Origin of the sequence: Pseudoalteromonas umbrosa (assembly GCF_030125375.1) — a bacterium.
GTDB classification, from domain to species: Bacteria; Pseudomonadota; Gammaproteobacteria; order Enterobacterales; family Alteromonadaceae; genus Pseudoalteromonas; species Pseudoalteromonas umbrosa.
The window spans coordinates 538970-565156 of record NZ_JASJUU010000001.1; the positions used below are offsets into that span (position 1 = coordinate 538970).

At 42.3% G+C, this 26187-nt stretch carries 22 protein-coding genes; 12 read left to right on the forward strand and 10 right to left on the reverse strand.

The annotated features are described in order from the left end of the window. Window positions 1-35 precede the first annotated feature (35 nt). The 5 genes from QNM16_RS02335 (at window position 36) to QNM16_RS02355 (ending at window position 4039) form a co-directional block, all read left to right on the forward strand. The gene (locus QNM16_RS02335) at window positions 36-419 is read left to right on the forward strand and encodes a response regulator (protein WP_036977231.1); all 384 of its coding nucleotides are present in this window, start codon (window positions 36-38) and stop codon (window positions 417-419) included. 9 nt (window positions 420-428) lie between these two features. Further along, window positions 429-725, forward strand: a complete 297-nt coding sequence (locus tag QNM16_RS02340) for a PilZ domain-containing protein (RefSeq protein WP_284018984.1) — start codon at window positions 429-431, stop codon at window positions 723-725. Between the two features lie 207 nt (window positions 726-932). Continuing rightward, window positions 933-2435 carry an ATP-binding protein gene (locus QNM16_RS02345; protein WP_284018985.1) on the forward strand — a complete coding sequence of 501 codons (1503 nt, stop codon included), beginning with the start codon at window positions 933-935 and terminating at the stop codon, window positions 2433-2435. Window positions 2436-2524: 89 nt separating this feature from the next. After that, window positions 2525-3196, forward strand: coding sequence for a response regulator (locus QNM16_RS02350; RefSeq protein ID WP_284018986.1), 672 nt, complete (start codon window positions 2525-2527; stop codon window positions 3194-3196). Next, window positions 3197-4039, forward strand: coding sequence for a kinase (locus QNM16_RS02355; RefSeq protein ID WP_284018987.1), 843 nt, complete (start codon window positions 3197-3199; stop codon window positions 4037-4039). Window positions 4040-4107: 68 nt separating this feature from the next. On the opposite strand, the gene QNM16_RS02360 is transcribed toward QNM16_RS02355, so the two are convergent. The 9 genes from QNM16_RS02360 to QNM16_RS02400 all read right to left on the reverse strand — a co-directional run bounded on the left by QNM16_RS02360 (window position 4108) and on the right by QNM16_RS02400 (window position 13223). Further along, on the reverse strand, window positions 4108-4974 hold the full coding sequence (locus tag QNM16_RS02360; RefSeq protein ID WP_284018988.1) for a Tim44 domain-containing protein: 867 nt from the start codon (window positions 4972-4974) through the stop codon (window positions 4108-4110). 110 nt (window positions 4975-5084) lie between these two features. Then, entirely contained in the window at window positions 5085-5813 is a 729-nt protein-coding gene (locus QNM16_RS02365) for a DUF3379 family protein (protein WP_284018989.1), read from the reverse strand. After that, the gene (locus tag QNM16_RS02370; RefSeq protein WP_284018990.1) at window positions 5813-6328 is read right to left on the reverse strand and encodes a sigma-70 family RNA polymerase sigma factor; all 516 of its coding nucleotides are present in this window, start codon (window positions 6326-6328) and stop codon (window positions 5813-5815) included. The genes QNM16_RS02365 and QNM16_RS02370 overlap by 1 nt, the downstream gene beginning before the upstream one ends. A 51-nt stretch (window positions 6329-6379) precedes the next feature. Then, on the reverse strand, window positions 6380-8026 hold the full coding sequence (locus QNM16_RS02375; protein ID WP_284018991.1) for a BatD family protein: 1647 nt from the start codon (window positions 8024-8026) through the stop codon (window positions 6380-6382). After that, the gene (locus tag QNM16_RS02380) at window positions 8020-9888 is read right to left on the reverse strand and encodes a VWA domain-containing protein (RefSeq protein ID WP_284018992.1); all 1869 of its coding nucleotides are present in this window, start codon (window positions 9886-9888) and stop codon (window positions 8020-8022) included. Before QNM16_RS02380 ends, QNM16_RS02375 begins: the two co-directional genes overlap by 7 nt. A gap of 1 nt (window position 9889) precedes the next feature. Then, window positions 9890-10876, reverse strand: coding sequence for a vWA domain-containing protein (locus QNM16_RS02385; RefSeq protein ID WP_284018993.1), 987 nt, complete (start codon window positions 10874-10876; stop codon window positions 9890-9892). After that, entirely contained in the window at window positions 10869-11303 is a 435-nt protein-coding gene (locus tag QNM16_RS02390; protein ID WP_284018994.1) for a DUF4381 domain-containing protein, read from the reverse strand. Before QNM16_RS02390 ends, QNM16_RS02385 begins: the two co-directional genes overlap by 8 nt. Window positions 11304-11308: 5 nt before the next feature. Beyond that, the gene (locus tag QNM16_RS02395; protein WP_284018995.1) at window positions 11309-12250 is read right to left on the reverse strand and encodes a DUF58 domain-containing protein; all 942 of its coding nucleotides are present in this window, start codon (window positions 12248-12250) and stop codon (window positions 11309-11311) included. Window positions 12251-12266: 16 nt separating this feature from the next. After that, the gene (locus tag QNM16_RS02400) at window positions 12267-13223 is read right to left on the reverse strand and encodes an AAA family ATPase (RefSeq protein ID WP_284018996.1); all 957 of its coding nucleotides are present in this window, start codon (window positions 13221-13223) and stop codon (window positions 12267-12269) included. A 292-nt stretch (window positions 13224-13515) separates the two neighbouring features. Here QNM16_RS02400 and fadI point away from each other — a divergent pair, with 292 nt between their 5' ends. From fadI to QNM16_RS02420, 4 genes are all read left to right on the forward strand, one after another. Continuing rightward, window positions 13516-14826 carry an acetyl-CoA C-acyltransferase FadI gene (gene fadI, locus QNM16_RS02405; protein ID WP_284018997.1) on the forward strand — a complete coding sequence of 437 codons (1311 nt, stop codon included), beginning with the start codon at window positions 13516-13518 and terminating at the stop codon, window positions 14824-14826. Continuing rightward, window positions 14827-16929 (forward strand): fatty acid oxidation complex subunit alpha FadJ, encoded by a 2103-nt coding sequence (gene fadJ, locus QNM16_RS02410; protein WP_284018998.1) that lies wholly within the window; start codon window positions 14827-14829, stop codon window positions 16927-16929. Window positions 16930-17228: 299 nt separating this feature from the next. Continuing rightward, the gene (locus tag QNM16_RS02415; RefSeq protein WP_284018999.1) at window positions 17229-17627 is read left to right on the forward strand and encodes a hypothetical protein; all 399 of its coding nucleotides are present in this window, start codon (window positions 17229-17231) and stop codon (window positions 17625-17627) included. 184 nt (window positions 17628-17811) lie between these two features. Further along, on the forward strand, window positions 17812-18027 hold the full coding sequence (locus QNM16_RS02420; RefSeq protein ID WP_284019000.1) for a hypothetical protein: 216 nt from the start codon (window positions 17812-17814) through the stop codon (window positions 18025-18027). 151 nt (window positions 18028-18178) lie between these two features. Here the strand turns inward: QNM16_RS02420 and QNM16_RS02425 are convergent, their stop codons facing one another. Next, window positions 18179-20020: a S8 family serine peptidase gene (locus tag QNM16_RS02425; RefSeq protein ID WP_284019001.1), complete on the reverse strand. Its 1842-nt coding sequence runs from the start codon at window positions 20018-20020 to the stop codon at window positions 18179-18181. Between the two features lie 319 nt (window positions 20021-20339). Between QNM16_RS02425 and QNM16_RS02430 the strand changes: the two genes are divergently transcribed. The 3 genes from QNM16_RS02430 to QNM16_RS02440 are packed head-to-tail and all read left to right on the forward strand — an operon-like array spanning window position 20340 to window position 26147. Beyond that, window positions 20340-21731: a TolC family protein gene (locus QNM16_RS02430; protein WP_284019002.1), complete on the forward strand. Its 1392-nt coding sequence runs from the start codon at window positions 20340-20342 to the stop codon at window positions 21729-21731. Next, complete coding sequence (locus QNM16_RS02435; protein WP_284019003.1) at window positions 21718-23040, forward strand: efflux RND transporter periplasmic adaptor subunit; 1323 nt, start codon at window positions 21718-21720, stop codon at window positions 23038-23040. Before QNM16_RS02430 ends, QNM16_RS02435 begins: the two co-directional genes overlap by 14 nt. Further along, window positions 23037-26147 (forward strand): efflux RND transporter permease subunit, encoded by a 3111-nt coding sequence (locus QNM16_RS02440; RefSeq protein ID WP_284019004.1) that lies wholly within the window; start codon window positions 23037-23039, stop codon window positions 26145-26147. The genes QNM16_RS02435 and QNM16_RS02440 overlap by 4 nt, the downstream gene beginning before the upstream one ends. Window positions 26148-26187: the final 40 nt, after the last annotated feature.

The window sequence follows — 26187 nt, forward strand, 5'->3', positions numbered from 1 at the left end:
AATTTTTGGATTGTGATAAGGAAGCGACATTGACTATGTCCACGCAGCAAAGACGGAGTAGAACACCGCATGTGCTAGTTGTTGATGATGAGTACTTTAACTACGAAATGTTGTCGATGGCTTTGTCAGATGCGTTTAAATTCAGTTATGCAGAATCTGGGATCAGTTGCTTGTCAAATGCGATCGCGGACCCTCCGGACGTGATTTTGCTTGATGTTTGTATGCCTGGCTTAGATGGGTATGATACTTGCCGCATGCTGAAAAATACACCCGAAACCAAAGATATTCCGGTAATGATGGTCTCAGGTTTAGAATCTGAGCAAGAGAAACAAGCAGGGTATGAAGCGGGTTGTGATGAATATGTCGTTAAACCATTCGCCATGCAATCGCTTTTGGAAAAAATAAAAAATATGGTCTAGGAGCTCACTATGATCCATGAAGATAAACGTCGTTTTATGCGCATGATGGTCAATGCGCAAGCTGAGTTAACGGTAAGCCAATCTGGGGAAAAGTTTCTTGGCACATGCCTAGATTTAAGCGCTACTGGTTTGTCCGTTGAGATTGAACATCCCTTGGAAGTAGGTGAGTTGGTGACTGTGTTCATCAATAGTAAAAGCACAACGATCCCGCCTTTTAATGCCAGCGCTAAAGTGGTGCGCAGCAGTAGTAATGAAGATGTAGCAGAACGCTATGTTGTTGGTTTAGAAATCGTTCAATTTAATTAGTTGCTAATATCTTATACGAAGGCGAGGTTTTGCCTTCGTATCTCTAACTTCCACGGTTTTTGCACATTCATATCCGATACTACTTGTAGTAAATTAGAAACAAGCCTTTATATACATTACACGCAAAGCCTGCATTGATATAGGTGCAATATGTTGGGCGCTGGATACAGAGTATTTGCTTGTATCTTTGATTTTTATGGAGTTTAAATGAAGTTAACCCTAAGAAGAAAGTTACTTGTGATCTTGCTTTCGGTCAATGCAGTGCTTATTTCAGCAGTCTATTATGCAAACCAACTTGCATTTGAAAAGAGCTTTAAGGAGTACTTACAAAACAGCAGTCGCGCAAAACTGGTCACCTTACTCCCTACGATTCGTGAAAACTTTGCTCAGTATGGCGATCAGTGGATGACAAGAAAGTATCCGCATTGGACTCGGCTCGTTGGTGAGTATCACGGTCGCTCTCAAACAGAAATTGATGACATGGTAAAGCGTCCTAGGCGTGGTCCTCCAAAACATCACAGACCTGAAAGCGAAGCATCAAGTGATAAAGTGTTTTCACCAGAGAGACGAATGGGCAGGGAACAGCGTCCTCCAAGACATATGCGTGGGGCTCAATCACGCCTTGTACTTAAATCAGCATCTGGCGAGCTGCTCAAAGGCCGAAAAGACAGTAAAAATACCACGCTATGGGTTGAAGTGTATGAAAATGCAGATAACTCTGGAAAACTACTAGGGTTTATTGGCTTAGAAAATGGCTTAGAGATAAGTAACTCTTTGGATTCATTATTTGCTAGTCGACAACAGCATTGGTTTTTAGGGATTGCGATCATAGCGATGATAGTGAGTAGCTTACTAGCGATCCCATTTAGCCGCTTCCTTGTTGCACCTGTTTTATCTCTTAGAGCGGCGGCTAAAAAGATTGCAGCGGGTAATTATGAGCCGCCTTTTAACTCTTTCAGTAAGGATGAGCTTGGCTTGCTCGCTAATGACCTAAACACATTGGCTAAAACGTTGGATGAAAACCAACATTCACGGCAGCAATGGATAGCAGATATATCCCATGAATTACGTACGCCTATCGCGGTATTTAAAGCTGAGCTTGAAGGAATGATTGATGGCATCATTGAGTCTGACGAAGCGCAACTTAACTCGCTCTATGACGAAATTAATCGGTTAACTAAGCTCGTTGATGATCTACATCAGCTCTCAATGTCTGACAGAGGGTCATTGAGTTATAACATGGCAGAGTGTGATATTAATGAAGTGATAGGCCATACGTTCGACTCTCATTTGGCTACACTTAAAAATAAGCATTTTGAATGGCAGATAGTTGGTGAGCCACAATGTATACTCAACTGTGATGAAGCGAGGCTTTCACAACTGTTCAGTAACTTTATGCAGAATACGCTGCGCTATACTGACTCAAGTGAAGCGCAGCCAGGGCAAATAAGGGTGGTACTTGAACAGTCAAAAGATGCGGTATTGATCCGTTGGCAAGATAGTAGTCCCGGTGTTGAGCCTGAGTTGCTGCCAATGCTGTTTGATAGGTTGTATCGAGTCGATAAAGCGCGAGACCGTGCTTCCGGTGGCTCAGGGCTTGGTTTGGCAATTTGTGCCAGTATAGTACAAGCGCACAATGGCTCTATTGTTGCCACTAACAGTGAATTAGGTGGGGTAAGTGTTGATGTGACACTGCCGATTATTAAATAATCACCAAAAATTATAGACATAGACACACTTATTAAAATAAGTAAGATCTTTAACACGAGAACGCAAAGAAGAACAAATAAGGTATTTAAATGGTTATTCAGAAAGTTCTGATCATTGAAGATGAAGAAAAGCTGGCTGTTATTCTAGGAAAATATCTAGCGCAAGCCGGTTATGAGTTTGACATCGTAATGGACGGTGCTGAAGCACTTTCTAGAGTCCGTACCTTTGCCCCTGATATTATTTTGTTGGATCTCATGTTACCGTCGGTGGATGGTATTGAAATTTGCACTCAAGTACGTAGAGACTCTGAAGTGCCAATAATTATGACAACCGCGAAGGTTGAAGAAATAGACCGTCTATTGGGGTTAGAAGTGGGGGCGGATGATTATGTATGTAAACCATACAGCCCAAAAGAAGTGGTTGCACGTGTAAAGGCAATTTTAAGACGAACCAACAATACTGCGCCAATACAAACAGGGTTGGTGCTCGAAGAAGACACCTTGTTTGTGAATTATAACGGTATGAGAACCGACTTAACGCATGTTGAGTTTATGCTTTTACAAACTATGTTTAAGCACCCAGGACGCGTTTATAATCGTGCAAGACTCATGGACTCAATCTACGATGATGATCGCGTTGTGAGTGATAGAACGATTGATAGTCACGTAAAAAAAATAAGGAAAAAACTGCAAGATATCGCGCCCGATTGTGAGTTTATTCATTCGATTTATGGCGTCGGTTATAAATTTGAAGTCATGTAAATGCAAGTTTTAACCGATTGGCAACTGCAGTTTTGTGAAGCACATAAGCTGCCAAAGCAGTATATTATCGGATGCGAAAAAGCGTTAGCTTGGCTAAAGCACACAATCTCAAATCAATCTAAACCAATATGTATAGCTGTGAGTGGCTGTCAGGGCAGTGGAAAATCAACATTGTCTGCGTATTTTGTTGCTTATTTAAAAAGCCAAGGGAAGTTGGCTGAGTCCGTTTCTATTGATGATTTCTATCACAGTACAGCTAAACGCCAAGTGCTTGCGAGTCGGTATTCACCGCTGTTTCTAACACGGGGAGCACCTGGTACTCACGATATTCAACGTGCCATAGATGTCATCAACGATTTTAAGCAATCTAAACCTCTTGTTTTGCCGCGTTTTGATAAAGCAGCTGATGAACCTTACCCTGAAGATAGCTGGACGTCAGTTACTTCGCCGCTTGATGTTTTAGTATTTGAGGGATGGTGTTTAGGTGTGCCACCTCAGCCCCATGATTTGTTAAAAAGTAGCTGTAATCAATTTGAGTCCCAACAAGATGCAGAACGCCTGTATCGCTCGCAAGTAAATGATTTTTTGTCTAAAGATTATCAAATGCTTTTTTCGTTATTTGATAATTTGGTATTTTTGAACGGACAAAGCTTTGAATACGTGTATCAGTGGCGCTTGGAGCAAGAGCAAAAATTGATTGCGAGTAGAGGAAAAGGTATGGGTGAGCAGCAAGTCTATGAGTTTATTCAGTCATATCAGAGGCTAACAGAGTGGGGCATCGAAACCTTACCAACAATTTGTGATTTAGAACTGATATTAGATAAAGATAGGCGCTTTTTTTAAAGTGTAATCATGCTAGGTTCTCAGGGTATAAAAAAGGCTCTTTCGAGCCTCTTTTAATCTGCTAAAATTTAGCTTTCAATTAAGTCTTCTACACCTACGATTAACCAAGGCGCATCACCTTGTGTTTTACGCTCTAAGTGCCAAACTTCATGAATTGGTTCTTCCTGCATGTCACCTTGGTCACGGTACTTACCACGGAACATGACACTGATTTCCCACTTATCTGCACCTACGTCAGCACGAGCAAGCTCAGCGTCAACAAACATAACTTCAGTCGCGACGTCACCTTGTTGCTCACGCTCTTGTCGGAACTCTTCTACAAGCTCTGGGCTTAGGTATTCAGCCATTGTCGTGTAGTCTCTGTTGTTCCACGCTGTCTGGATCGTTTGATAGTGTGAACGCGCACCTTGTAGGAAGCCATTTACATCAAAATCACGAGGTAAGTTAAATGGAACTTCTTGCTGTGCACCAAACCCACCTGCTGTTTGATTCGCTTGAAACTGCTGAGGTTGAGAGAAAGATTGATTTTGCTGTGGCTGCTGCTGAGCAAAGTTAGGCGCGCCAGCCATTTGCGGTTGCTGCTTTTTGCGCATAAAGCCCATGATAAATTTGAACAGGACAAATGCTGCAATGGCGAAAAGGATCATTTCAAGGAATTGGAAGCCCTCAAAATCATCACCCATCATTGCTGCGATTAGACCGCCAGCTAATAGGCCACCTAGTACGCCAGCCATAATGCCTTTTTTGCTCGACTTTTTCTTTGCACCTTGCTGTGCAGCCAGTGATTTAGTATCCACTTGCTTTTTTTGTTGCACAGTAGAAGTTTGATGTGTTTTGCCTTTTTTCTTGCCGCCAAACTTTTTACGCGCTTCAGCGTCAAAAGCAGTAGCAAACAACATTGAAACGATAGTCAATAAAACAAAAAATTGTTTCATGGTTTTCCTCTAAGTTTAAATACTGTGTGACATTCTAATGAAATTAAAAAAGAAATTGAACTGAAATAGGGTGGTTATAGGAACAAATAGGGCGCTTATCGCGCCCCATTTTATAGCCATTGTAAGGAGTTGTTGACTTCGCCTTGATACTTATCAAGTGGAGTGCCTAATTTTGCAACCAAAATAGTGTCTGCATTAGCGCCTTTATTAATGGAGCCACTGAATCGGCTGTCACTGAACTGAGTGTCACCCTGACGGTAGTCATTTTTGTCGCTTGGGACAATAAACACTGTCATAGGGCCGTGATCTGATTGAAAGATCAAGTGTAAGCTGCGTTGGCCTTTAAAATTGCAGAATGTTGCATAAGTCACTTTGCCAGGCAGTGATTCAAGTTTACCGCCAAGCATAGCAAGTTTTTCGTTGACTACTTGTAGATTCACTTCTTTGCTGAGTGTTAGCGCGCTCTCTTCATAATATACGTGTTCAAGCGCATGTTCTCCAGCATATAAAGGCGCATGGACAGCAGTGCTAAAGTAAACCATCACAGCCAGTGCAACAGATGCCGCCGACGCAATGGGTACAGTAAAGCGCTTATACCATGCTAGATTCACGACATTGTCGGCGGAGTGCGTCTTAGGTTCTTGCTCATCCATATTTGCAAGTAATTTGGCTTGCAAGCCCTCAGGAACCGGAACCTTTAACGCATTACCTAACATATCATCAAAATCTTGCACTTCGTCAACCAAACGTTTTTTAGCTGGGTCTTGCTTAGCTTCGTTCATAAGTTGCTCATCGCTCGGATCGGCGAACAGGCGACGGCGAAATTCTAAATCATCCATCAGTTTGATGCCCCCTTTGCTGATTCATTCACGTTAGTTAGTGCCTCTTTTAGCTGATTTCTCGCTCTATACAGTCGAGTCATGACTGTATTTTTGTTTAACTCTAAAATCTCTGCGATTTCATCCCCAGAACACCCCATGACAACCTGAAGCAATAGGGGCTCTCTATATTCAGAAGCTAACTGATTAATTTGTCTTTGAACAACAGTTTGCTCCATTTCATCATCTAATGATGTGCTTTTGGTATCGACTAAGGTGTCGTTTTCAACATCGGCATAGTCAAATTGTTTTCTCTCAAAGCGACGGGCGTTTTCTCGTCGCAATATGGTTAGTAACCAAGATTTGGCAGCTTTTTCATCCTGTAGTGCATCTAAAGAACGCCACGCACGTAAAAATGTTTCCTGAACCAAATCTTCTGCAATAGTTGGGTCTTGGCATAACCAGTAAGCAAAGCGATATAACTCTGTATGGTAAACCTGAACCAAAGATTCGTAACGTTTTTGTTTTTGGGTCATGCTAACTAGACCTTGCCTTCAGCAATATTATTTCGTTTTTCGCCATATTTTTTAGTAAAGCGATTCTAGGCGATTCTTAGCGTCTGATTTTGAACGCTTTTTAATTTTACATATTTGATTATATAGCGTTACGAGATCAACCTGTTGTTTATTTGCACTATAAAGGGATGCCTGCAATTTTGCAATTTCTTCCCCAATTTCGGGTGATTGCTGACTTAACCACGATTTCAGTGTTTGCTGATGAGCAAGCTCTACATAGTCACGCAACAGCGAGTAGAACTGGTTTGTGTCATTGCTCTTTGCAGCTTTTTCTAATTGCTTTAATTTTGTTTGTGCATCTGTATTTATGTTGGGTTGATTGCCCAATTGCGGGCTTTGTACTAATACAGCCGGTTTTCTAAGTAGTAATACAGCCAATGTAATCAACCATAATAAATAGCCTAACCCCATAATAAGCCAATCAACCCAAGACTTTTCAGCATCTTTATAGATGATAGTCGGCTCAACATTGGTTTGCGGGATTATAGACTGGGCTTGTATATCAGCTTGTGGCAAAGTCACAGGCTGTTGAGGTTGATTAGGATCTGCAATTACTTCAATCGTTCTCGCTGGTAGAGTGGCATATTGAATGCGATTTATCACCGTATTAAACCAAGGTAATTTAACTTCTGGTAGAGTATAAGTGCCCGGCTTTTGCGGTAGAAGCGCATATGATGCAACCATTTGTGAAATGACTCGACCATCACGGGCCATTTGGTTACGGTCGGTTTCATCCGGATAAATCCTAAACCCATCCACACTCGGCACTTCAATATCAGGCATTTGCTCTTTAGTAATGCCCAAAGCAGTCAGTGTAAAAGTACGTGTGATTGGCGCACCGACAAGGACCTGTGCATCCTCTGGTTGCCATTCTTCAGCCAAGTTAACTAATTCGCTAGGTAGCCATGCGCCACGGTAGTTGTCAGGAATAGATTTTACTTCAACATCAATGGAGTCACCAACCGCGCTGACAGCCATTCTTCTATAGCCTTCTCTAACTTGCCCATTGAAAATCGGCCCTTCAATTTTAAAGTTACCACTCTTTTGTGGCTGTACAAGGTAATTTCTTGTGATCACTCGATAGCGGCGGCCATCAAGAACTTCGTAATTTTCTTCTTGCTGTCCCATTGGTGTAATCGAGCCATCATTCATCGTTGGCGGTGTCATTTGCGCGTCGAGCAAATCTTTACCAATGAAAAGTTTAACGGTATATAGCGCAGCTTGTTGCACATACAAAGATTCTAGATTGAGTTCAGTGGTAACAAATACATCTTTTTGTTGATTGTCATCCGCTTCTCTTGCCACAACACGCAGAGTAATAGGTTGACTCTTTACGCCAGATACTTCAAAAGCAGGGATGGTAAACTCTCCCGCACTTCGGGACATCACCTGCATTTGCCAGCTTGTAGCACTGCTCATGCTGCCATTAACAATTTGTGTACGAGAGCTGGTACTTACAGGGCCTGTAATGAAGCTTCGTGCCATGGCGCTTGTATCAGGCATTTGGCCCGACACTTTGCCATTCGCCTCTATAGTTAAAGTAAAATACTCTCCAACTAATACGGGGTTTTTATCGACACTGGCTGTCAGTCTGTCTATAGCCAAAGCGGGCAGCGCGACAGCGAATAAAATAAAATAAATAGCAAATCGCATTACCATGATTTCTCAGCTCCTACTGGTTGTCTTTGTTGTTGTCTTTGTCTTGATTCCAAAAGCATTTTGTTCTTCAGCAAAATAGCGGGGTCATCTGGTACTCGGCGCAGTAGCTGGTTGAGTTGCTGCGCTTTTTCTTTCTCTTCTGGTGTTAATTCCTTCATTTCACTTGGTAGCATTTGTTCAGATTGCTCACCTTCTTTTGGCTCACTCTGTTGTGCTTGCTGCGGGCGAGCTTGGGATTGCTCTTCCGTTTGCTCGCTTTCTTCACCTGTTTGTTTATCTGCTAATTCAGGCTTATTTTGACTGTCTGATTGCTCACTACTTTGAGATTGCTCTGACTGTTCGCTATTTTCTTGCTCAGATTCATTTCCTTGTCCGTCTTGCGATTGGTTCTGTTGATCGTTTTGTTCACCAGATTGTTGCTCTTGATTTTCGCTTTCACCTTGCTGCTGATCGTTTTGTTGTTCAGAAGACTGCTCTTGCTGCTGATTGTTTTGATCTTGGTTTTGTTGTGATTGCTGATCTTTCATTTGCTCAAGGAGTTCTTTGTTCTCTTGTGCTTGCGATAATGACGGATCTAGTTTCAACGCTTGATCATAAGCTTGAATAGCGTCATCAAGTTTACCCAAATGGGCGAGGGCGTTACCTAGGTTATATTGACCTATGGCTGTATTTGCATTTTCTAAAGTCTTTGCAGCTTGCTCATATTGACCTTGCTTATATTGAGCTGCCCCGCGCAACGACGCATCCTGTGCGGTACTTGCTTGATCAAAGTCTTCTTGTTGATAAGCAGAAAGCGCATTTTGGTCGACATTTTTGAACCAAGATTGCCAATCGGCTGCATAACTGGGTTGGCTTGGTAAATAGGCAAACACGCAAATTACCAGCGCAACAGCATTATTACGAAATGCCAATAGCGCAAGAGGAATAATTACAAATAACAAATATTTTCCCGCATCGATGCGCCAAAGGGTTTCGTTCGGTTCATTAGGCGTTTCAATATCTTGCGTATTATTAATTGCAAAGGTCTCTATATCTGAGTTATCCGGTGAGTAAGTGGCATATCGACCACCTAAGCGCTGCGCAAGTGAACGTAATCTATCGACATAAAGCTTAGGAACGACAATTTGTCCATATCTATCTTTTAAAAAGCCGCCTTCTGGAATACTAATAGGCGCACCTTGTGCTGTGCCAACACCGTAAACGTGAAGGGTATACCCTGAGCCACTGAGCATATCATTTATATCTTGTGCATCTTCTAACTCGACTTCATCAGTGATTAAAATGATTTCTCCTGATGGATAACCTGCTTGCGCCAGCAAAGCTTTTGCTTGGTCAATACCGGCTAGTACGTTCGCGCCTTTGCCCGGCATAATCTCTGGGCTAATACTTGGAACAAGGTTTTCTAGCGTATTTATATCGCTTGTGAGTGGGGAGATTATAAAGGCATCTTGGGCGTAGGCAACTAATGCGGTGTCACCTTCACGAAACTGTTGCAACATGTCTAAGGTTTTAAATCTAGCCTGAGTCAATCTGTTAGGTGCAATGTCCGTCGAATACATAGAATAGGACATATCCATAACAATAACTCTCGCCTGTTTGGCAGAGAAAACCGGTACGCTTTGCTTTTCAATGCTTGGCCCGGCTGCAGCGATCACCCCTAGGAATAAAATTAGACTGGTTAACCATGTTGAGTGACTGGTTTTACTTTGCCTTCCTTCAGTTAAAACCACTTTCGCAAGATGCGGTGCAATTAATTGAGACTGTTTATGGCCTGCTTTTTTGTACCACTGCAATAAACTTATGATTGCCCAAGGTACCAGTAGCCAAAGTAGCTCTGGTCGGATAAATTGAAATTCGGTCATATTAATTATCTCGCCTCCATTGTGTTGCAAAGCGAATAAGCAGTACTAAACCCCACATAGCAATTGCGGCCAATAGGGGAATATAAAACAATGCGATTTTAGGACGAAATGTTTCATCCTCAGCAGAAATAGGTTCCAGGTTATCAAGTTCAGAGTAAATTTGTTGTAAGCCTTGCACATCTTTTGCTCTAAAGTATCGGCCACCTGTTTCTGTGGCAATATGTGTCAGAGTTTGCTCATCAATGCTTGCTCCTGACATGCTGCCCAGTGAGAAAAAGCCCATATTTCTGCGGCCGTCAGAGCCCACACCTATGGTATATACTTTTATCCCCTCTTCTCTGGCTAAGATTAACGCTTCTTCAGGTTGTAAGTTACCAGCGGTATTTTGACCATCGGTAAGCAAAATGAGGATACGATTACTTTCTTCTTTTTGATTGAAACGTTTAACGGCAAGACCCAACGCATCGCCGATTGCAGTTGCTCTGCCAACCAAGCCAATTTGTGACTCTTGCAGCATTTGGCTTACGGTATTGATGTCTTTGGTTAAAGGCGTTTGTAAAAAAGCGGTGTCGGCAAATAATATCAAGCCAAGTCTATCGCCTTGTCGCTGTTCTATAAAATCACCTAATACAGCTTTAACTACAGATAATCTGTCGATGTAACGGCCATTGTATTCCATGTCTTCTTCAGCCATAGAGTGAGAAAGGTCGACAGCCAGCATGATATCTCTGCCTTCACTGGGCAATGTGATTGGGTCATCTAACCAAGTTGGGTTGCTCAAAGCGGTGACCAAGAGCAGCCATACCAGCATTTCGAGCCAATTTCTTTTTCGAGAATACGATTGTGCCTGTGTGCCGATACCGCCTAATGACGCATAACTAGGCATACGGATTTTCTGTTGGGACTGTACTGCAACAGGTTTTATTTTTGAGATTATCCAAGGTAGTGGGAGCAATAAAAAAGCCAGCGGCCACTCAAATTCAAACATCTAAGCGCTCCTTGATTTTAAAAGTTTTAATTGCCGTTAGGAGCTTTTCGCTTTGTTCATTGTTGTTATCTGGTTGATATAAAGAGGCAATATCTTGTTCATTGAACTGCACTTTTGATATCGTATTTAAAGTATTACACCAGTTTGTGCTGGTTTGTGATGCGACGGTTGTACCGTAATAATGTTTGGCTAATCTTTTCACAAGACCATGTAAAGCAAGCGCGTCTTGTTTATGTGTTGCACTGAGCTGGATTGCTTCTCGTTTAGCTGCGCCATAGCGCCAATTTTTATATAACCAAACAGCCAATGCGATCAGCAAAAGCGTTGAAGCAATGATCAGTGCCCACATTGGCAAAGATAAAGGCCACCAACTCACTTGCTCTGGCGGTATTACATCATGAAGGGCATCTAAAGGGGATTGATTCATTATTGTCACCTAGAGAGCTGTGTTTCTAAGGGGGTATCAGCAGAGAAGTTGAGCATGGTCATGCCAGAACGCTGTAAGCGCTTTAATCGTGTGTTAAACACTTGCTGGGCGCGTTTGGCAAACTTGTCTCTAAATTGCTTGTCGCTCAGTGGCAATGTCCAAGCACTGTGCGTACCTTGGATTTCGACAGCTTCGCTGTAAGCTGGTAAGGTATGCTCGAATGGATCACTTACTTGGCAACCAATTAACTCACAGTGTCTGCTTATCCCTTCAAGTAAGGAAAAGCTTTCTTCATCTAGCTCAGAAAAGTCAGAAATAAGATAAATTAAACTGCCCGGCTTTGCCAGGTGTTTGAGGCGCTTTAAATTGTCGTTAAATCGACTGTCGCTTTGTTTGTCACGACTAATTAGGCTGGTGTTATGTACATCACATAATTGATGACAAAATGCTAAAACACCTTTATCCCTTGCCGTTGGTTTGAGCTCATGGTGACTGTGCTCTGAAAATACCACGCCACCAAGTCTATCGCCACGTTGCGATGCTGACCATGCAACAAGTGCACTTAAATGCGCGGCCTGCACAGATTTGAGCAGCAATTGGCTGCCAAATAACATGCTATTGGACAAGTCTGTAAAGATAAATACTGGTCGTTCTTTCTCTTCTTGGTAAAGCTTTGTGTGCGCTTCACCTGTACGAGCAGTTACACGCCAATCTATTGCGCGAATATCGTCACCATATTGGTATTGACGCACTTCGGCAAATTCCATGCCTCGCCCTTTGTGAGGTGCGAGGTATTGTCCAGCTTGTGCACTTCGAATTTGACCTTTTGGTTTTAAGTCGAGAAGGCGAGCTTTGCTCCTGTAGTAGAGCAACTCTTTCAGCCCAAGTTCAACGCCATTGCTGTGGCAATTTGCAAACCAGTTTTTAATATCAATATTTGCTTTCATAGCGGAAAACTACACTTTAAGGAACTGGTACTAACTCAAGGATGCGGCTGATCACCTGATCTTTTGTAATACCATCTGCTTGTGCTTCGTAGCTTAAAATAATGCGATGTCTGAGTACATCATGTAACACTGCTTGTATATCATCAGGCGTGACAAAATCACGTTCTTGCAGCCAAGCGTGAGCACGAGCACATTTATCAAGCGCAATGGTTGCACGTGGACTTGCACCTAGCTCAATCCAAGCACCAAGTTCAGCATCTAATTTGGCCGCTTCACGGGTAGCGATAATAAGTTGTACTAGGTATTGCTCAAGCGGTTCAGCTAGATGTAACTCAAGTACCTTCTTTCTTGCTGCGAATAAAGTTTGCTGACTGATTGGATTAAATTTAACGGCTTCAGTACTGAGCGCTTCGCCACGTGTTAAACGTAAAATCTCTAATTCAGTTTGCGCTTTTGGGTAATCAATATTGAGGTGCAGCAAAAAGCGATCTAATTGTGCTTCAGGGAGCGGGTAAGTTCCTTCTTGCTCTAGCGGGTTTTGGGTCGCCATAACCATAAATAGTTCAGGTAATGGATAAGTCGTTTTGCCAACGGTAACTTGTCTTTCTGCCATTGCCTCTAATAACGCTGATTGGACTTTAGCGGGTGCTCGGTTGATTTCATCTGCCAGTACTAGGTTATGGAATAGAGGACCTTTTTCAAAAACAAACTCACTGGTTTGTTGTCTGTAAATATCGGTACCAGTAATGTCAGCAGGTAATAAGTCAGGGGTAAACTGAACACGTTGGAAACTGCCTTCAATGCCTTTAGCAAGTGCGTTTACAGCACGCGTTTTTGCCAATCCTGGCGGGCCTTCTACCAATAGGTGGCCATCAGCTAAAATCGCGATTAAAAGGGCTTCAGTTAGGTCTGGTTGACCAATAATTTGGGTATCTAAGTATTTTTTTAATTCAGTAAACTCATTAACTGCCATTCTTGTTTGTCCTTGTTATGACAAATTTGTTGCTTATTTATATGGATTGAAACAGAAAACTCAAGCTTTTGAGGTGTAATTTCACACTTTTCTTAGACTCTTTTTTTTCGTTTAGTTCCATATTTTTAATATATTTTTCAGAAGCTTTTTGATTTGTTTAAAATTCACGCTAAGTTTAATTTGCGCTGTGATTTTTACAGACAATTTCCATTTTTCTATTGGCAGAATGGATTCGGTTGTTTAGAATCGAGTTAAAATAACAGGTCAGACCTGTCAGCGGGAGAGCAAATTCATGTCTGGACAAAACATTCTAAAAACAATAAACGGAGACCGTATTGCCATCGTCAGTGGCCTGCGTACTCCTTTCGCAAAACAAGCAACTGCTTATCATCATGTGCCTGCGCTTGATCTGGGTAAAACCGTGGTCAATGAAATGCTGGAACGACTTAACATCGATAAAAAAGAAATTGACCAGCTCGTCTTTGGCCAAGTGGTGCAAATGCCTGAAGCGCCAAATATCGCCCGTGAAATCGTATTAGGTACAGGTATGCCGGTATCGGTAGATGCTTATTCTGTATCTCGTGCCTGTGCGACGAGTTTTCAGGCTGTGGCGAATGTTGCGGAGTCCATTATCGCGGGCCATAGTGCAGTAGGTATTGCTGGAGGTGCTGACTCTTCATCTGTCCTTCCTATTGGTGTCAGTAAAAAGCTTGCGGGCAGTCTAGTTGACCTTAATAAAGCAAGAACCTTGGGTCAGCGCCTAAAAATCTTCTCTAAATTACGTTTAAAAGATTTACTACCAGTACCGCCAGCTGTTGCAGAGTATTCTACAGGCCTTTCAATGGGTGATACAGCAGAGCAAATGGCAAAAACACACGGTATCAGTCGTGAAGAGCAAGATGCGCTAGCACACCGTTCACATTCTTTAGCTGCTAAAGCTTGGGATGATGGGCTGCTATCGCCAGAAGTGATGACTGCACATGTTGAACCTTATAAGCAATTTATCGATAGAGATAATAATATTCGTGCTAACTCATCCCTTGAAGGGTATGCGAAGCTACGTCCTGTATTTGATAGAAAACATGGTTCAGTGACTGCTGCTAACGCAACACCGCTTACAGATGGCGCTGCTGCGGTACTCATGATGAGTGAGAGTAAAGCAAAAGCACTTGGTTATGAAATTCTTGGTTATGTGCGTTCTTATGCCTTTTCTGCAATTGGTGTACATGAAGACATGCTAATGGGTCCTGCACATTCGACGCCTTTAGCATTAGATAGAGCGGGTATTGAATTAAAAGATTTAGATTTAATTGAAATGCATGAAGCGTTTGCAGCGCAAGCGCTTGCGAATGTGAAGATGTTTGCATCAGACAAATTTGCGCAAGAGAAATTGGGCCGCAGTAAAGCTATTGGTGAAATTGATATGGATAAATTCAATGTCAATGGTGGGTCACTTGCTTATGGACATCCATTTGCAGCAACGGGTGCCAGACTTATCACGCAAAGTCTAAATGAATTAAAACGCCGAGGTGGTGGGCTTGCGCTAACAACAGCATGTGCAGCTGGTGGCTTAGGTGCGGCTTTTGTATTGGAGAGTGCATAAATGTCAGTATTTAATTATGAATTAAATAGTCATAAAGTTGCTTTGGTTACAATTGATGTACCTGGCGAGAAAATGAATACCTTGCGTGATTCTTTTGCGGACGAGTTACTTGAAATTATCGAGCAAGGTAAAAAAGACGATGTAACTGGTATGGTGTTTGTGAGCGGTAAAGCGGACAACTTTATTGCCGGTGCAGATATAAAAATGCTTGATAATGCAAACACACGAGAGGATGCACTGAGGCTTTCTGAAATGTGTCAGCAGGCATTTTTCAAAATGAAATCCCTGCCATTCCCAACGGTAGCTGCGATTCATGGTGCGGCTCTTGGTGGCGGGCTAGAGTTTGCTCTGGCATGTGATTACCGAGTGTGTAGCAGCGATGATAAAACCAAACTTGGATTGCCTGAAGTACAGCTAGGTCTATTGCCAGGCGGTGGCGGTACACAAAGACTACCTAAATTGGTTGGTATCCAAAAAGCGCTTGAATGGATGTTAACTGGTAAGCAAGTTAGGGCGAAGCAAGCGGCTAAAGCGGGCTTGGTCGATGAGAGTGTACCGCAAAGCATTTTAATGGAAGTAGCAGTTAAACTGGCCCGTAAAGGCAAGCCCAAAGCGAGTAAGCCAAAGTTAGATAAGTTAAGCCAGCTGTTAGAATCAAATCCGTTTGGTCGCAACATCATTTTCAAAAAAGCGCAAGAAAATGTTGAGAAGAAAACGGGTGGTCATTATCCGGCTCCACTTGCCATTATCAAGGCTGTTCGCGCGTCTGTTGAGCTTGATGAACTAAAAGCATACAAAACGGAAGCTGAAGGTTTTGCTGATTTGGTTATGACAGAGGTCTCGCGTTCATTGCGTGGTATTTTCTTCGCAACAACAGAGATGAAGAAAGAGTGGCAAAGTGATGATGCCGCTAAAATCGAGCGAGCGGCTGTGCTTGGTGGTGGTTTAATGGGGGCTGGGATAACGCATGTAAGTGCAGCTAAAGCTGGTGTGCGAGTGCGTATTAAAGACGTTGCACATCAGGGTATCAGTAACGCACTAAATTATAGCTATAAGATCCTCTCTAAAAAGCAAAAGCGCCGTATTTTATCAAAAGCGCAAATGCAATCGACCATGAATAGTATCACAGGGACAACAGATTATAGCGGTTTTGAGCACATCGATATCGTGATTGAAGCAGTGTTTGAAGATCTTGCGCTAAAACAAGGTATGGTTGCTGATATCGAGCGTGAATGCGCTGAGTCGACAATTTTTGCCAGCAACACTTCTTCGTTACCGATTGCACAAATTGCTGAAAATGCAGCACGTCCAGAAAATGTCATTGGTTTACATTACTTTTCTCCTGTAGAGAAAATGCCGTTAGTTGAAATTATTCCTCACGAAGGCACATCAGATGAAACCATCGCAAAAACTGTTAACTTTGCCCGTAAACAAGGTAAGACGCCTATTGTGGTAAAAGACAAAGCTGGATTCTATGTCAATCGAATTTTAGCTCCTTATGTCAATGAGGCTGCCAACTTACTATTAGCCGGAGAATCAATTGAGAAAATAGATCAGGCTCTAGTTGAGTTTGGATTTCCAGTAGGGCCTCTTGCATTGCTAGATGAAGTTGGCATAGACATTGGTTCAAAGATAGCCCCGATCCTTGAAAAAGAGCTAGGGGAAAGATTTAAAGCGCCTAATGCATTTGAACGTATGATTGAAAATAAGCGTCTAGGTAGAAAGACAGGCCGCGGTTTTTACACTTATGAAGGTAAAAAAGGCAAAAAGGTGGACGAGTCTGTTTATGACTTACTTGGTATCACACAAGCTCCTCGCTTAAATAAGCAAGAGATTGCGAACCGTTGTGTTGCACAAATGCTAAATGAAGCATCACGATGCTTAGATGAAGGAATCATTGCTTCAGCAAGAGATGGTGATATTGGCGCGATTTTTGGTATTGGCTTCCCGCCATTTTTAGGCGGTCCGTTTAGCTATATGGATAAACGTGGCATTAACAAGGTATGTTCGGAGCTATCGACCTATGCAACCGAGAATGATGTTTTCACTCCGTCAGAGCCGCTAAAAGCAAAAGCTGAAGCGGGTGAAGCTTATTATAGTTAACTTTTTATTTGGGAAAACACGAAAAACGTTCGTGTTTCCCAATTTTTTCCTATCTAAATCACCTCGAAATATTAATATTTTGTTAAATGTGAAAAAAACTTCCCACTAACTTGTTGTTTACTATTACTTGGCCTTTGTGTTGGAAGCTCGTTTTTCATTCGAAAATCCCAGTTTTCATGTGGTTGCAAGTTTAAAATACGATTTTAGTCTGCTTTGTTTTGTTGAATATTAATCATTAGCCTGATGTTTTTATTTGTATTATTTTTACACAGATCTCTTGATTTTGTTAAAGGAATAAAATGAAAGGATTAAACTTGTTAATGGTTTTTGTGCTTTTATTTAGTGCGTTTTATGTAGCTGCTGGAGATAAATATTACATAGCATATGGTTCAAATAGAACTCAAGCAGAAAGCTATATTTATAGTTACGCACAGAGTAATAATTATACAGTGACTAGCATGTATTGTGTACATCAGAGCGCGCAACTACCTTGGAAGTGCACTGGTGCTTTGAGTAAACAACCTGTCGGTCAATTAATAACTGTTTCAGCGTATGGCGGTAGCGAAGCAAGTGCCACTACAAACGTGATCCGCGCTTGGAGAGAAGCCGCTAACTCCTCAAGCATACCAACGAGTTTTCAATGTCAAAGAGTTGGTTTGGGCTCAGTATGGCAATGCACTGCACGTAGTTATGCTTAATTACGTTTGTTCATCGTTAAACCCTTTAAAGGGTTTTTAATATCTGAGCGTTATCTATCTTTCTCTAAGTTGTAAGTGTTTTTGCGAAATTTAGAGTGGCTAATTTACATTTTTTATTAAGCAACAGCTTTTAATTTGATTTAAAGAAAGACCTATCTAAAACAGTAATTTTATAAGGAAAAATATGAGTAATTTTAAAAAGATTATAGCGATAGCTGCATTGTTTGGTTCTTCTTATGCGATAGCAGATCAAACCTATACAGCTTATGGTTATTCTAAAGGCCAAGCACAAGCATATATTGGGTATTACGCTAAGTGGAAAAAGCTAACCATCGTTAATATGAGCTGCTACCAAAGAACAATACAGCCTACTTGGCGTTGTGATGCGGTGCTTCGCTAAGCATAAACGTATGTTGTTTTGTATTTTGGCCAAGCTTCAACCAGTAAAGTGATGAAGGTTTAAATTGGTATAAAAACGAATATTAATTACAAAATACTTAAAAGAGAGCTAGTTACATAGCTCTCTTTTTTAGTTGCTTAATTTTAGTTGCTTAGTGACCGAAGAACGTGATGCTCCAACCCGTCAACTGACCTGGTTTAGCGTTGTTAGACTGCACTTTGTCACTACGCTGTGGCGTCACTGTCAGTGAGTTTTCAACAAACTTACCAGTGCCAAGGTCATATACTCGCTCAGACCAAGCGTCTTTGGCGTTTGTATCGATAACACGAAGTTTCCAATCACCTTTTGCTGATTCACCGTAGAAGTGGTTTGAAAGAATAACGTTACCGTTAAACTTATTACCCTCAATATCAGTACCCGCAGTTAAAATAACGCTGCGCGTGTTGCTTGGAGAAATTAGCTCAATTGATAAATCGCCTAAGCGGTCATGTTCTAAGTCAAGGTGGACTTTAACACCTTCAACAGTTAGGTTCTCTGTTTGAGTATGAACAGACTCGGTGCCTGAAAAATCACCATCGTAAATGAATGCGTCCGCAGCTACAGGTACATCGTATGATTTGATTTGTAAATCACCAAGGATAGGACCTGTTAGTAGTGCTTTTTCAACAGCAGCATCAACATTTACTAAACCAAAGCCATAGTCATAGTGGAATGCATAACCTGCACCGTTAACTTGCCAGCTAGGAATAGCCTCGTAATCGCCAATCATACGTGGTTGTGAATCTGCATCTACTTTGGTTGCCGTTGTGATCATCAGGTGTCTAACATCACGCCATGAAAGCTGGTGGTTAGCTGACATAATAAGAGCTATTGCGCCGGAAAGTGCTGGTGCTGCGGCAGACGTACCATTCATATTGAACACATACATTGGATTTTCACATTGTGTTTCTGTTGCATCAGTACACCATTTAGGTAAACCTGTCGTCACGGTTGCAGGGCTGTAACGGCCCCACTCACCTGCCGGCGCTGTAAGTAATACAGCAGAACCGCCTGTAGAGTATGCCGCGAGGTTACCTTTAGCATTTAATGCAGAAACAGTTAAGTTCCAGAAGTTTGCGTTAGTTGGATCTGCGATTGACGCGTCATATGCAGGTAGTGCATAGCCGTTTGGATAGATTAGGGTAAGAAGACCATTATCTCTATCTAACCAGCGACCACCAATGTAGTGGCTGTTACCTGCTGATTTAACTGCCATTGTACCTCGACCACCGTGACTTTCTGTTACCGCTTTTTTAGTGACATCGTCGATGTTGTCGAAGAAAGCGCGATAATCACCGTAAATGCTTGCATCAGAGAATGCGTAACCAAAACTTTGGTTAATAACACGTGCGTCAGTATGTTTGTTCATTGGCGCAATGGTACCATCCATATCCATCACTGCACGAATAGCAAGGTCTCGACCTACGAAATTACGCTCATTACCAATTAAGTTAGCACCAGTTAATGTTGCAGCAGGGGCAACACCTCGGCCACCTTGACCATTGTATGCAGCAGCTGCTGCAATACCAGCTACTTTAGTACCGTGATCGTCAATTGTTAGACGGCCTCTAGAGTTATATTGGTATATATATGGGTCAGGATTAAGTACATCACCTTGTGCCATATTAGGTGCAAGATCTGGGTGATAAGTAGCTAGACCGTCATCAATAACAGCAATGTTGATCCCTTGGCCTAAAATGCCACGGCGGTGCGTAAAATCAAGGTTTAAGTCAATACCAGCTACGCCTGGAGTAATGGCGCCTGCATGCTGTCCATTGTTTTGAAGATGCCATTGGTGCACAACAAGTGGGTCACCACCAGCTAATTGATACGTATATTCCCATACATGTTTTGATGGATCATATTCCTGAGCACTGTTATCAAACGTCTGTGCAGTTGCCTGACCAAGAGCAAGTAGTAAACCAGCAGTCACGATATTCAATTTATTATTCATTATTTTTTTCCGCATTGTTGAGTGTTCAATTACTCAAACTGAGAAAATATAAAAAAATAACAATATTGAATAAAAAGTTAATATTTTAAATTTATTTTTAACTTTATTTGTTTGGGGTTGTTTAAATGTTGAATTTTACCGTCATTAGTAAAGTCGCGTTAAAATTACTAAAAGGGAAAGCCGATTGATCTTTATGGGTTTTAAGTCTGTATTAATGGATAGCTTTGAATGTAAGTCTATGTAAAGTTTGTTGTGACAGTGCAAATCCGAGCAGTAAACTAAAATAGTAATCTAGAGTAAAGCCGATAGGATATTAATAATGTGGCTAAAAACCTCGCTCGTAGTAGTTTTGCCAGCGCTGTTACTAGGCTGTCAATCGACAAGTCTAATTGAAAGCGACTACCTCTCAAACATTCAGTCCCCAAAATCATGGCAGAATCAACATGGTGTAGGCGAAGTCAGTATGAACTGGTTACAGCAGTTTACCAGTCCACAAGTATATGGCTTGGTCTCGTTAGCATTGGAAAATAATTTAAATTTGTTACGCAAATCAACGGATGTTGAAGCGGCACAACAGCAACTTGTTATCAGCGGCAGCGCTTTGTGGCCAACATTATCAGCTGAAATGGATAGTAGCCGACTCAAATCTCTATCTGATCAGTACTCTACAAGTCATTCTTTGACTTTGAGGATGAAATATGAACTCGACTTATGGGGTAAATTAAGCGATGAAGAGCGTCAAGCGAATCTGAATGTGATGGCTGGTATGGCAGATTATAAGCAACACACTTATGATTTGGTGGCGGATGTTGTCATTAGTTGGTTTTCAGTCATTGAGAGCAAAACACAGCAAACCCTACTGGAACGTCGTTTGGAGGTGGTAGCGCAAAACCTAGATATTATTGAGTCAGGCTACAAGCAAGGCCTCAATAGTGCTTTAGATGTTTATCTTGCTCGAACGGAGTTGAGCAATGAGCAAGCAAAGTTAGCGCAACAAGAGACGCTTGTAACGACCAGAATACGTTATCTTGAACGATTAGTGGGAGAGTATCCGAGCGGCTTATTAGCGGTTAATGCGCAGTTGCCCTTGCTTGATTCAACAATTTCTCTCGGGGTACCCTCGATGCTTCTCACAAGGAAACCTGCACTGATGGCTAGCTGGTATCAATTATTAGCACAAGATGCGGCATTGGCCTATGCCCATAAGCAGCGCTTTCCTAGTATCAATATCAGTGCCAACTATGGCGCTAGTGGTGGACATTTTTCAGATGCGTTTTCATTTTCTGCCGCTGGTTGGTCTCTCATATCAGGCATATCTGCACCACTTTTCAACGCTGGCAATCTCGCCGCCAAAGAAGAGTTAGCGAGAATCGAGTTAAAGTCCAAAGAATTGATGTACTTAAATAGTCTTCATGATGCTTTTGCAGCCGTAGAAAACGGTATAAGCAAAGAAGCATCTTTGCAGATACGATATAAGGAGACGCTGGTAGCTCAGAAAAATGCGCAATTAGCAGAGCAGCTGTCGTTCGAGCAGTATCAAAAAGGTCTAGTCAGTTACACCACCGTACTTGATGCTCAAAAGCGCTCATTTGACGCGCAGAGCAGCCTTATTTCAATAAAAAACGAGTTGATTAAAAATCGTGTAGAACTCCATCTTGCACTTGGTGGTGATTTTCAACAGACAGAGGAAGTAAGCAATGACTTTAGCTAAGCGATTGATTTTACCCGCAGTGATACTTGCTGTCTCTGCTTTATTGGTTGTATTTATTTCTTCCAACCCTCCTCAGTCTGCAAGAGGGAAGGGAAAGCCGCAAGCGAAAATGGTGGTCGATTTTGTAGAGCTTGAAGCCATGCCATTCAACATGGAAATAGAGAGTTATGGCTTGGTTCAGCCCAGAACACAGAGCATGCTGGTGGCACAGGTTTCTGGGGAGATAAGCTTTGTTAGTGATAGCTTTAGAGATGGTGGCTTTTTTGAAAAGGGTGAAGTACTACTGAAAATTGATGAAAGGGATTACATGGCAGAGGTGCAGGTTGCCAAAGCGACACTATTAAACGCCGAACAGGGTTTACTCGAAGAAGAGGCCAGAGGTAAGCAAGCCCTTGTTGACTGGAACCGTTTGGGGGATGGCAGTGAAGCCAGTGATTTGGTGCTAAGAAAGCCCCAATTAGCTGCGCAACAAGCAAATGTACTGTCTGCTAGAGCAAAGTTGGCAAAAGCTGAACTAGCACTTGAACGAACTCGTTTAGTCGCGCCTTTTGATGGGCGTATATTGAGTAAAAAAGTCGATTTAGGGCAAGTGGTATCGAGTAATAGTCAGCTTGCACAAATATACGCAACAGACTACGTAGAAATTCGATTACCCATAAACAACCGAGACTTGGCATTTATGCGCTTACCGGAGCAATTTAGAGACGGGGAAAACAATGCACCGGCACCTGATGTTCAGTTACGTTCTGATTTAGTGAAAGAACAAAGTTGGCAGGGCAAAATTGTACGAACTGAAGGCGCTATTAGCGAACTCTCACAACAACTATACGTAGTAGCACAAATAGATGACCCCTTTTCTGTGAAACAAAAAAGCGACTTTGCGATAAAAATAGGGCAGTACGTCACAGCGAAAATTTCAGGCAGAACCCTGACGAATACGATAACGGTCCCAAGTAGTGCAATCTATCAAGGCAGTTATGTGTATGTACTTGATGAGCAAGACTTGCTGATGCGAAGGGATATTTCTATTGCTTGGCAAAATGATGATCTGGCTATTATCAAGTCGGGTGTTACATCAGGCATGCGTTTGGTTACAACACCATTAGGACAAGTAAGCTCAGGAACACAAGTGGCGTTAAACAAAAAGCCGTCACAAGACATTGAACGTGTTCAATCTGAGGAATCCCAGTGGCAACAACTATCAGACAAACAAAAAAGTAGGTTAAAAAAGATCGCAGCAGAGCGCGGCGTGACAGTTGAAAAAGTGCTTGCAGAGCGAGCGCAAAAAGTGCAGGAGAAGGGGATATGATAGCTTGGTTTACTCGCAATCCTGTTGCTGCAAACTTATTGATGCTGTCGATATTGTTTGGTGGCTTATTTTCTATGTCCACCAAGATCCCACTTGAGGTATTTCCTTCTTTTGAGCTGGATGTGGTGAGCATTAATATGTCATTACGTGGTGCAACGCCTGAAGATGTCGAGCAGGGAATAGCTATACGGATAGAAGAGGCTGTACAAGACCTTGAAGGGGTTAAGCAAATCTCAAGTCGATCATCCGAAGGCTCTGCGAACGTGCGCGTTGAAGTAGATAGTGGGTATGATCCAAGGGAAATGCTGGCAGATATAAAAAGTCGAGTAGATGCGATAAATACCTTCCCATCTGATGCTGAAAAGCCGGTGGTTTCTTTAGCTGAACGAAGACGAGATGTGATCACAGTCACTGTTGCTGGGCGTTACTCAGAGAAAGAAACTCGAGAATTCGCAGAACAAGTTAGAGATGACTTATTACGTATCAACGGCGTAACCCAAGTAGAACTTGATGGTGTTCGTGATTACGAGATTGCTATTGAGTTGAGTCAAGACAAACTCAGGCAATACGACCTGACAATTAAGCAGGTAGCGAATTTAATCGGTCAGTCTAGTGCTGATATTTCAGCTGGTAATCTCAAATCATCTGGTGGAGACATCCTGCTGCGCTCGAAAGGTCAAGCTTATCGTAAAGACGAGTTCGCTGGGATCCCGATTAAAACCAATTCGGATGGCTCAGTGGTGTATTTATCAGATATCGCGACGATTATTGATGGCTTTGAAGAAACGCCGGTGAGAACGCGTTTTAATGGCAAACAAGCCGCTTTCATTGAGGTTTATCGCATCGGCCAGCAAAGTGCAATTGATGTGGCTGATAAAGTTAAAGCGTATATTGAACAGCGTCAGGATTCTTTGCCCAAAGGCTATGAACTAAGTTATTGGGATGACGATTCGGTGATCGTAAAAAACCGTATATCAACTTTGACTTCAAATGCCCTGCAAGGTGGTATTTTAGTATTGGCATTGCTGACTCTGTTTTTGCGTCCAGCTATTGCATTTTGGGTATTTATTGGTATTCCAGTCTCGTTTATGGGGGCGTTTTTGGCTATGCCACTATTTGGCGTAAGCCTTAACATCATGAGTTTATTCGGCTTTATTTTGGTGTTAGGGATAGTGGTCGATGATGCCATTGTAACTGGCGAAAACATTTATACACACTTAAATAGCGCGGAATCTGGAGAGGAAGCAGCCATTAAAGGCACGCAAGAGGTTGCTACACCTGTCACCTTTGGGATTTTAACCACGGTCGCGGCTTTCTTGCCACTGGCCTTTATTGACGGGGTGCGTGGTGCTATTTTTGCGCAAATCCCCGCCGTCGTGATACCTGTTTTATTGATGTCATTAGTAGAGTCAAAGTTCGTTTTACCTGCACACTTAAAGCATCTAAAACCCAGAAAAGCAGTACAACAGCCAAGTCGTTTTAGCCGTTTTCAGCAGCGTTTTGCCGATGGTTTTGAACGTGCGATTTTAAAATATTATCAGCCTGCATTGAAAGTTGCTATTTCTCATAAAGCGGCAACATTAAGCGCGTTTGCAGGTGTTTTTATTGTGATTTTGACCCTGATTACCAGTGGTTGGACTAAGTTTATTTTTTTCCCGCGCATTCCAAGTGAAACGGTAAGAGCTAACTTAACGCTGCCGACGGGGACACCTTTTGAAGTAACCGCCAAATATATTGATTTGATGTCTGATAAGGCACAGATTTTAAAAGATAAGTATGTAGATCCGAGTACTGGTGAAAGCGTGATAACCCATATTCTAGCGACAACGGGTGGACGAGGCGGTGCATCTAATTCTGGGCGAGTGCGATTTGAGATAACACCGCCTGAAACTCGTTCCTTAAGCATCGATTCTCGCCAGCTAGTCAGAGAGTGGCGAGGCCTGATCGGTACGATTCCTGGTGCAGAAAGCTTAACATTTAGAGCTGAGATTGGCCGCTCTAGTGACCCAATTGACGTGCAGTTAACAGGTACTTCTCTGGTGGTGCTAAAAGAAGCGGCTCAACAAGTGAAAGCGAACTTAGCTACATTTCCGACCGTATTTGATATCACAGATAGTTTAAGTGATGGCAAAGAAGAGCTACAAATTGAGTTAACGCCACAAGGCAAAGCGCTGGGTCTAACTCGTACAGACGTATCAAGTCAGATCCGCAGCGCATTCTTTGGTGCGCAAGTACAACGGATCCAGCGCGGTCGTGATGACGTCCGAGTGATGGTGCGCTTGCCCTTGAATGAGCGCAGTAACTTAGCAACGTTAAATACTTTGCTGATCACTACTCAAAATCAAGGTGCGGTGCCGCTGAATCATGTCGCAACGTTAACACCGGGGCAAAGCCCATCCAGCATTTATCGTATTGATAGATATAGAACGGTGAACATAACAGCCGATATTGATAAAGAAAATACCAATATGACTGTTCTACAGGAAGAGTTAAAGGTTTATCTAGACCAGCTGGTGGCGCAATATCCGGGAGTCACGCATTCACTTGAAGGGGAGGCTAAAGAGCAGCGAGAATCTTTTGGTTCTCTGGCATGGGCGTTGCTGTTTGTGTTTTTCATTATTTATGCGTTGTTAGCTATTCCGTTTAAATCATATGTTCAACCCTTAATTGTGATGAGTGTTATCCCATTTGGCTTGATTGGCTCAGTGATTGGTCATTGGATCATGTCTATGGAATTGACCATTATGAGCTTATTAGGCATGTTGGCTCTAATTGGTGTGGTTGTGAATGACTCATTAGTACTTGTTGATTACATCAATAAGCAACGCGCCAAAGGCGCTGCGTTAATGCAAGCTGTGCTCACCGCTGGAGCAGCCAGATTCAGACCTGTGATGCTCACCAGTATCACCACATTTTTTGGATTGATGCCCTTATTGTTTGAGCAGCAAACTCAAGCACAGTTTTTGATCCCCATGGCTGTTTCATTGGGCTTTGGAATTATTTTTGCTACCTTGATCACGCTTATTTTGGTGCCGGTTAATTATTTATTGGTAGAAAAGCTTCAAACGTTTGCCCGCAGTTTTGGATTGAAAAGTGTGAGCTCATAATCTTATAGACATGGCACTTAAATCATTAAGCGCCATGTCT